The organism is Flavobacterium sp. (assembly GCF_044371705.1).
Taxonomy (GTDB): domain Bacteria; phylum Bacteroidota; class Bacteroidia; order Flavobacteriales; family Flavobacteriaceae; genus Flavobacterium.
The window spans coordinates 1-7,333 of the sequence record NZ_JBILTE010000127.1 but is presented as its reverse complement, the minus strand read 5'-3'; the positions used below and the strand labels follow the sequence as shown (position 1 = coordinate 7,333).

Sequence of the window (7,333 nt, the reverse complement as noted above, 5' to 3'; positions counted from 1 at the left end):
GAAGGAGTAGTCAAAATTTTTGTTTCTCGCAAAGAGGCAAAGACACAAAGTCGCAAAATGATTATCCTTTGCGTCTTTGCGAGAAATTAAAACATCAATTCTTTTTTACCCTCTTCAAACTTAACAAATTCAAGGGATTAATCCCCAAACCTTCCACATTTTTTCTTGTAAACCGTGCGACTTTATCATAAAACAACGGAATAATCGGAGCTTCTTCAATGATGATTTTGTCCATTTGTTGGTACAAATCAAATCGCTTTGCATCATCGGTTTCTAAAAATGCTTTTTCATACAACGCATCAAATTTAGCATTGGAGAAATGCGTATAATTCGGTCCGTTTGGAGCGAAGTTTTTACTGTAAAAAAGTGATAAATAATTTTCCGCATCCGGATAATCGGCAATCCAACTTGCTCTGAAAAAGGTGACTTTTCCTGTCGCAATTGCTTGTCGCAATGTCGATGGAGGATTCACATCAATGGCAACATCTAAACCAATTTTTTGCCATTCTCGTTGCAGGAATTCCGCAATATCAATATAGGTGGCGTTTGTACTTAAAATGATTTTGGGTTTTTTAATGCCGGTTTCTTTGACAAAAGCAGCTACCAACAATTCAGCTTTTTCGGGTTCAAAATCATAGCCTTTTTGATTATTAAAACTTGGCATTCCACTGGGAATGATTCCGCTGGTTGCCGGAATTCCCATATTATTTCGAAGATAGGTAATCATTTTCGCTCGGTCAAAACCATAATTCAAAGCTTGACGAATGCGTTTGTCCAAAATCGTTTGATCCGATCCATCCATTCGAAAACCTAAATATTCGGTGTTGAGGTACGCACCACTGATTAAATTGACTTCATTGGCATATTTTGGTTGTAATTCGCCTTTTTGTGTCAGAATTTCATCTTTATACGAGGGATCCAAACCGGAGACGAAATCCATTTTTCCTTGAATAAATTCTAAAAATCCACTTTGCTTATCAGGTAAAAAAGTAATGGCAACGGCTTCTAAATAGGGTAATTGCTTTCCGCTTTCGTCTTTTTCAAAATAAATCGGATTTCTTCGCAAAACCAATTTGACGTTTTCTTCCCAAAATTTAAACTGAAACGGACCTGTTCCGATGGGTTTGGTTCGGAAATCGTAATTCGGACTTTCAATAATTTCCTGCGGAACGACTGACGCATATTTCATCGATAATAATCCTAAAAATGCAGGAAAAGATTTCGTTAATTTTATTTCGAAAAGCGTGTCATTTATCGCTTGAAAATTCTCCACATTTTGCAAAATCCATCCACCGGGAGAAGCCACTTTTTCATCTTTTAGTCGTTTCAAACTGTATTCAAAATCTCTTGCTTTTACTGTTCGTGTGGAATCTTTTCCAAACAACTGATGCTTATGAAAATACACATCGTTCCGAAGTACAAATTGATACTTTTTTCCGTCTGCTGAAATCGTCCAACTTTTAGCAATATCCGGTTGAATGTGCAAGCTGTCATCTAATTGAACCAGTCCGTTAAACAATTGATTGCAAGCCCAAATAATGTTTTGTGATTTTGAAAAAGCGGGGTCAAGAGTGGCAATGTTTGCACTTTCGTTGTATCTAAATACTAAAAGTTCTTTGTTGTTTTCTTTGGAATCATGACAAGAAAGCAACAATAACTGAAGCGATAGTGTTACAAGGAAAAGAATTTTTTTCATTAAGCAATTATTGAATGTAGATAATTGCTGTAAAGTTAGCATAAATTGAAAATTGGAATACTAAAGTTTAAAAAATCTGTGTAAATTTGCAGCCTTAACTTTTTGACAACGATTTCATTAGTTAAGCTATTTTATGGAACACAAAAAGAAAGTAGCATTCTACACTTTAGGATGTAAATTGAATTTTTCAGAAACCTCTACCATCGCCAGAAATTTTCAACAGGAAGGTTTTGAACGCGTTGATTTTGAAGAAGTTGCCGATATCTATGTCATCAATACTTGTTCGGTTACAGATAATGCCGATAAACAATTCAAGCAAATTGTAAAAAAGGCATTGAAAACTAATGATAAAGCTTTTGTTGCCGCTGTTGGATGTTATGCTCAATTGAAACCCGAAGAATTGGCTGCCGTTGACGGAGTAGATTTAGTTTTAGGAGCCACTGAAAAATTTAAAATCACCGATTATTTAAATGATTTAAGTAAAAACGACTTAGGTGAAGTACATTCCTGTGAGATTGAAGAAGCTAATTTTTATGTGGGAAGTTATTCCATTGGCGACCGAACGCGGGCGTTTTTAAAAGTGCAAGACGGTTGCGATTATAAATGTACGTATTGTACGATTCCTTTGGCTCGTGGCATTTCGCGTAGTGATGAATTGGAAAATGTATTGAAAAATGCCAAAGAAATTTCGCAACAAGGAATTAAAGAGATTGTATTGACCGGTGTGAATATTGGTGATTATGGCAAAGGTGAATTTGGCAATAAAAAACACGAACATACTTTCTTAGAATTGGTACAAGCATTGGATGAAGTAGAAGGTATTGAACGTTTGCGAATTTCCTCCATAGAACCCAATTTATTGAAAAATGAAACGATAGATTTTGTGTCCAAAAGTCGGACGTTTGTACCGCATTTTCATATTCCGTTGCAATCGGGAAGTAACGACATTTTAAAGAAAATGAAACGTCGTTATTTGCGTGAATTGTATGTGGATCGCGTGAATAAAATTCGAGAAGTGATGCCTGATGCGTGCATTGGTGTGGATGTGATTGTTGGTTTTCCCGGAGAAACAGAGGAACATTTTTTAGAAACGTATCATTTTTTGAATGACTTAGACATTTCCTATTTGCACGTTTTCACGTATTCTGAAAGAGATAATACCGAAGCAGCGGAAATGGAAGGAATCGTTCCCGGAAATGTCCGCTCGAAACGCAGCAAAATGCTTCGTGGATTGTCTGTTAAAAAAAGAAGAGCCTTCTACGAAAGCCAAATCGGAACCACGCGTACCGTTTTGTTTGAATCTGAAAACAAAGAAGGCTATATTCATGGATTTACCGAAAATTACGTAAAAGTAAAAACCCCTTGGAATCCGGAATTGGTCAATACATTACACGAAATCAAATTGACAAAGATTGATGAAGATGGTTCGGTACGGATGGAGTTCGTGAGGGATATTATTTCTGTTTAAAAAGTTCTATTTTTCAAGAATAATCAATCTCCCGTCAATCTTTACACTTGAAAAACCAATATTTTCTTGAATCCAAGTCATTGTTTTTGGATGGTAGAAAAAAACGTGTGTGGGATCGTTTTTATAGCCCCAAGAATCGAAGTTTTTTGATTCGGAAAACAAATCAGTTTTGCAATATAATTTTCCGCCCGGTTTTAAAAGATTGAAAAGCAATTCAAATTCTTTTTTTGGAGTGTGAAAATGCTCCATCACTTCGCAACAGGCGATATAATCGTATTTTTTTTCTAGTGCTTCCGGATGATTGGCAAAAAAGGGGTCGTATTCTTGCACGTCGTACTCATTGTCGCGAAGCATTTTTGTAATCACCGGTCCGGTTCCGGAACCAAAGTCCAAACCTTTATCCGTTTTTTTAAAATCTTTCAAGATACCATCTACAATAGGGGACACAAACGTTTGATAACGCACATCGTTAACATCGTTGTTATGCATTTCATAGCGACTTTTTTCTTCACCCATCGAAACATAATCTTTTCGGTCTAAAAAAACCGAAAAGCAATTAGTACAGAAGTAAAACTCTCTTGAATCGTAGGAGTAAAAGTGATTGGATGGATGATCACAAAGCGGACAATTCATCTTTATATTTTAATTCCCGGAGGAAGTAATTCTCTGTACACCGGATTTTTTCTGAAAAATAATGCTAATTTAGGATGTGTCGGAACAACTTTTAATTTTCGTTCTTCAGCAGTTGCCAAGACCATCTTGATAAAATCATCTACAAATTCAGTGTCAAGATTTTCAGGCGGGTTAAGTTTGGTAAGAAATAATTTTCGCTCTTGAATAGAATATTCCAAAACCAGTAAACCTTCGGTAGTGTGGGTTTCAAATTGTCTCAATAATTGATTGTCTTTGATTTCCATGGTTAAATGACTCATTTGATTGTATTTTAGGAAGTAAAATGAGGTTTAAACTCCGCTGCAAAGATAGTGATTTTAAGTGTTTTATCTTCCATCGTAATTCGTTAAACTTTTTTATTTAACATAATAGCTTATATATTTAACCCTTTTCAGTGACCTTTTGTGAATATTTAATTTTAATTTTATAAAAATAATTTCTGTACTTTCTATGACTAAAATTGCTGTTTATTGTATGCCGGGTTTGGCAGCAAGCACTGATATATTTGAGCGTATTGAACTGCCTGCAGATGTATTTGAAATGATATTATTAGAATGGAAAATACCATTAAAAGGCGAAACATTAGCAGCGTATGCTCAACGAATGGTTTTAGAAATTAAACATGAAAATCCAGTTTTATTGGGGGTTTCTTTTGGTGGAATTTTAGTTCAGGAAATGGCAGAATTTTGTAAAGCAAGAAAAGTGATCATCATTTCGAGTGTGAAAACAAATACTGAATTTCCCCGAAGGATGAAAATTGCCAAAGCAGTAAAACTATATACGATTGTGCCAACAGGTGTGGTTTCCTATTTTGAAAGTTTGGCTAAAATTTCTTTGGGAGATAAAATAAACCAGCGGTTGAAATTATATGAAAAATACTTGTCCATTCGCGATAAATCTTATTTGGATTGGGCATTGAAATCGGTATTACTTTGGGATAGGGTAGTGGCAGATGTGAATGTAATTCACATACACGGCGATAAAGATGAGGTTTTTCCAATCAAAAATATAACAAATGCCATTGTAGTTAAAGGTGGAACACATATTTTGGTTTTGAATAAATACAAGTGGTTGAATGAAAATTTACCAAAACTTATTTTGGAAGATTCAGGAGTGGATTGATTTTTGTAGTTTTACATTTTAAAAGAAATAGTGATGAAGATGTATTGGATAAAAAAAATAGGATTAGTAACTGCAATTGCGGCAGTATCGGGTGTATTTATTTATGCAACGACACAAACAAGTGTCAAACCACAAGTTGTAAGTTCCTACGGTTTACCAAAGGCCATTGATTTTGCCGGTGAATCAACACCTATGAATATAGCGGATGTTGTGGAACGTTTAGATCGAGAAATGGTCATCAATACCAATTTACATTCAACCACAACATTAATACTCAAAAGAGCCAATCGTGTATTTCCCATTATTGAACCGATTTTGAAAAAAAATGGAATTCCGGATGATTTTAAGTATTTGGCCGTTATCGAAAGTGGTTTAGTCAATGTAGTTTCACCTGCCGGAGCTCGGGGTGTTTGGCAATTTATGCCGCAAACAGCCAAAGAATACGGCATGGAAGTAAATGATTTTGTAGACGAACGCTACCATATAGAAAAATCAACGCAAGCAGCCTGTGATTATTTGAAAGCCGCAAAGAATAAATTTGGAAATTGGACATTAGCAGCGGCTTCCTACAATGGTGGAATGGCCGGAATTAATAAACAAATTGAAAGACAAGGTGTTTCAGATTATTACGATTTGTTGTTAACAGAAGAAACTTCCCGCTATGTGTTTAGAATCTTGGCACTTAAAGAGATTATGAAAAATCCTGACAAATACGGATTTACTTTGCCAAACGAGCAATTGTATTTTCCAATAGAAACTAAGCAAATAATTGTAGATTCAACAGTTTCAGACTTAGCTTCATTTGCCAAGACGCAAGGTATTAACTATAAAGTTTTGAAAATCCACAACCAATGGTTGAGAGATACGAAATTAGATAATAAAACTAAGAAAGTATACAAAATCGATATTCCAACAGAAGGATATTAATAGATTCCAATGAAAATGACCTTAACAACTATTCTTTTTTTACTCTGTATTGGTTTGTTTGCCGGTTTTTTGAGCGGTTTGATAGGAATTGGTGGCGGTATCGTTATGGTTCCTTTGCTTTTATTATTAGGAATGTCACAACACCAGTCACAAGGAATAAGTTTAGCAGTTTTGGCTGTGCCGGTGACTGCTTTAGCAGCCTTCAATTATTATAAAGAAGGATATATTGATCTAAAATATGCAGCAGTTATTGCTGTGTTTTTTGTAATCGGGGGTTATTTAGGAAGCAAATTCGCTATTCAAATTGATGAAAAGATGTTGAGAAAGGTGTTTGGTTTTATTCTTTTAATTGTAGCCGGAAAAATGATTTTTGGTAAATAGTTACTTTTTGACCAATACACCGGTCTCATCTTTTGGTAGGGCTATTACAGCCAAACGTTCTTTAAATAAATTATAATTTAACTCGACCGCTTTTTTAGTTGGTGTTTTTAAGGGTACGAGTGCCGAACCTCTCTTTATATCAACTACTTGAAGATAGGAGTCAATCAAATAGCAAGTGGGAAAACCAAGCGTTTCTCTCAAATTTTCAACTATTTCATTTCCGCTGCTAAAAGTTTTATGAGCATAGCATACCTCAATTTGTCCACTTAATTTGCTGGCATATTTTTTTACTTCTTTTTTCTTTCCCCAGACAATCACAATGAATTCAATATCATTATGATACTCTTTTGCTAATTTATTTAGTGCTAAGAATTCACCTTTACTGGGAACGCACCATGCGGCATAGGTAACTAAAAAAATAGGTTTTTTTACTTTGCTCATTTTGAGTTTTCTATCTGAAACTCTTTTTAAGGTATAATTGTTGAATTTGGAACCAATTAATTGGTTTTGAACTAAACTGTCAAACAAAAACTGACCTCTTTCTATATCGCCTTGGCTGAAAGCTTGGTTACTTTGACTCTTATATTTGGAGAAATTTACACGCAGTGCATCCGTAAATAGCACTGGATTATCCTGACTATAGGATAAGGTACTTTGAAGAAAAACTAATAGTACTAATAAATTTTTCATCTGATTAGTATATCAACTAATTCAAATGTATACCATTTAATTTTAAAAAGCAAGTATATTTGTAAATAACTTCCTGATTTATAAGTTTTTGAAATTTAATAGAAGCGGAAAAGATGAACTTATAATTAACTTTATTTATAAGCATCTTTGTATTTGGTTATAAAAAACCCCTTCTATTTTTACAAACATTGCAAAGTAGAAGGGTATTATCAAAAAGATTTTCAGATATTTTTAATTGACTATCATTTTCTTGAAACTTTTTCGATTACCGGAATAAACAGCTACAATATACACTCCTTTAGAAATATTCTGGATATTTATTCGATTAAAATCTGTTGTTGTACTTACTAGTAAATGCCCTAACAATGAATACACTT

The 7,333-nt window shown here is 34.4% G+C and carries 9 protein-coding genes; 4 read left to right on the top strand and 5 right to left on the bottom strand.

Annotated features, from left to right (window positions below; genetic code table 11):
• Positions 1–94: 94 nt before the first annotated feature.
• Positions 95–1,696 carry an ABC transporter substrate-binding protein gene (locus ACIQ2S_RS09420; RefSeq protein ID WP_396175309.1) on the bottom strand — a complete coding sequence of 534 codons (1,602 nt, stop codon included), beginning with the start codon at positions 1,694–1,696 and terminating at the stop codon, positions 95–97.
• A 133-nt stretch (positions 1,697–1,829) separates the two neighbouring features.
• Between ACIQ2S_RS09420 and mtaB the strand changes: the two genes are divergently transcribed.
• Positions 1,830–3,164, top strand: coding sequence for a tRNA (N(6)-L-threonylcarbamoyladenosine(37)-C(2))-methylthiotransferase MtaB (gene mtaB, locus ACIQ2S_RS09415; protein ID WP_396175307.1), 1,335 nt, complete (start codon positions 1,830–1,832; stop codon positions 3,162–3,164).
• 6 nt (positions 3,165–3,170) lie between these two features.
• Here the strand turns inward: mtaB and ACIQ2S_RS09410 are convergent, their stop codons facing one another.
• Together ACIQ2S_RS09410 and ACIQ2S_RS09405 are read right to left on the bottom strand one after the other, a co-directional pair.
• Complete coding sequence (locus tag ACIQ2S_RS09410; RefSeq protein ID WP_396175305.1) at positions 3,171–3,797, bottom strand: class I SAM-dependent methyltransferase; 627 nt, start codon at positions 3,795–3,797, stop codon at positions 3,171–3,173.
• Positions 3,798–3,799: 2 nt separating this feature from the next.
• Entirely contained in the window at positions 3,800–4,081 is a 282-nt protein-coding gene (locus tag ACIQ2S_RS09405) for a GNAT family N-acetyltransferase (RefSeq protein WP_396175315.1), read from the bottom strand.
• A gap of 205 nt (positions 4,082–4,286) precedes the next feature.
• On the opposite strand from ACIQ2S_RS09405, the gene ACIQ2S_RS09400 reads away from it, so the two are divergent.
• From ACIQ2S_RS09400 to ACIQ2S_RS09390, 3 genes are read left to right on the top strand one after another with little or no spacing between them, the layout of a single operon-like run.
• Complete coding sequence (locus tag ACIQ2S_RS09400) at positions 4,287–4,958, top strand: YqiA/YcfP family alpha/beta fold hydrolase (RefSeq protein WP_396175303.1); 672 nt, start codon at positions 4,287–4,289, stop codon at positions 4,956–4,958.
• A 39-nt stretch (positions 4,959–4,997) separates the two neighbouring features.
• On the top strand, positions 4,998–5,885 hold the full coding sequence (locus tag ACIQ2S_RS09395; protein ID WP_396175313.1) for a lytic transglycosylase domain-containing protein: 888 nt from the start codon (positions 4,998–5,000) through the stop codon (positions 5,883–5,885).
• 9 nt (positions 5,886–5,894) lie between these two features.
• Complete coding sequence (locus ACIQ2S_RS09390) at positions 5,895–6,266, top strand: sulfite exporter TauE/SafE family protein (protein ID WP_396175301.1); 372 nt, start codon at positions 5,895–5,897, stop codon at positions 6,264–6,266.
• Here the strand turns inward: ACIQ2S_RS09390 and ACIQ2S_RS09385 are convergent, their stop codons facing one another.
• Positions 6,267–6,956 carry a TlpA family protein disulfide reductase gene (locus tag ACIQ2S_RS09385; RefSeq protein ID WP_396175299.1) on the bottom strand — a complete coding sequence of 230 codons (690 nt, stop codon included), beginning with the start codon at positions 6,954–6,956 and terminating at the stop codon, positions 6,267–6,269. It lies immediately after the preceding gene.
• A 231-nt stretch (positions 6,957–7,187) separates the two neighbouring features.
• The gene (locus ACIQ2S_RS09380) at positions 7,188–7,331 is read right to left on the bottom strand and encodes a T9SS type A sorting domain-containing protein (RefSeq protein ID WP_396175311.1); all 144 of its coding nucleotides are present in this window, start codon (positions 7,329–7,331) and stop codon (positions 7,188–7,190) included.
• Positions 7,332–7,333 lie beyond the last annotated feature (2 nt).

Bases quoted from the DNA above. Each gene is read 5' to 3' on its own strand.
- ACIQ2S_RS09420 (WP_396175309.1), bottom strand. From the start codon at position 1,696: ATGAAAAAAATTCTTTTCCTTGTAACACTATCGCTTCAGTTATTGTTG.
- mtaB (WP_396175307.1), top strand. From the start codon at position 1,830: ATGGAACACAAAAAGAAAGTAGCATTCTACACTTTAGGATGTAAATTG.
- ACIQ2S_RS09410 (WP_396175305.1), bottom strand. From the start codon at position 3,797: ATGAATTGTCCGCTTTGTGATCATCCATCCAATCACTTTTACTCCTAC.
- ACIQ2S_RS09405 (WP_396175315.1), bottom strand. From the start codon at position 4,081: ATGGAAATCAAAGACAATCAATTATTGAGACAATTTGAAACCCACACT.
- ACIQ2S_RS09400 (WP_396175303.1), top strand. From the start codon at position 4,287: ATGACTAAAATTGCTGTTTATTGTATGCCGGGTTTGGCAGCAAGCACT.
- ACIQ2S_RS09395 (WP_396175313.1), top strand. From the start codon at position 4,998: ATGTATTGGATAAAAAAAATAGGATTAGTAACTGCAATTGCGGCAGTA.
- ACIQ2S_RS09390 (WP_396175301.1), top strand. From the start codon at position 5,895: ATGAAAATGACCTTAACAACTATTCTTTTTTTACTCTGTATTGGTTTG.
- ACIQ2S_RS09385 (WP_396175299.1), bottom strand. From the start codon at position 6,956: ATGAAAAATTTATTAGTACTATTAGTTTTTCTTCAAAGTACCTTATCC.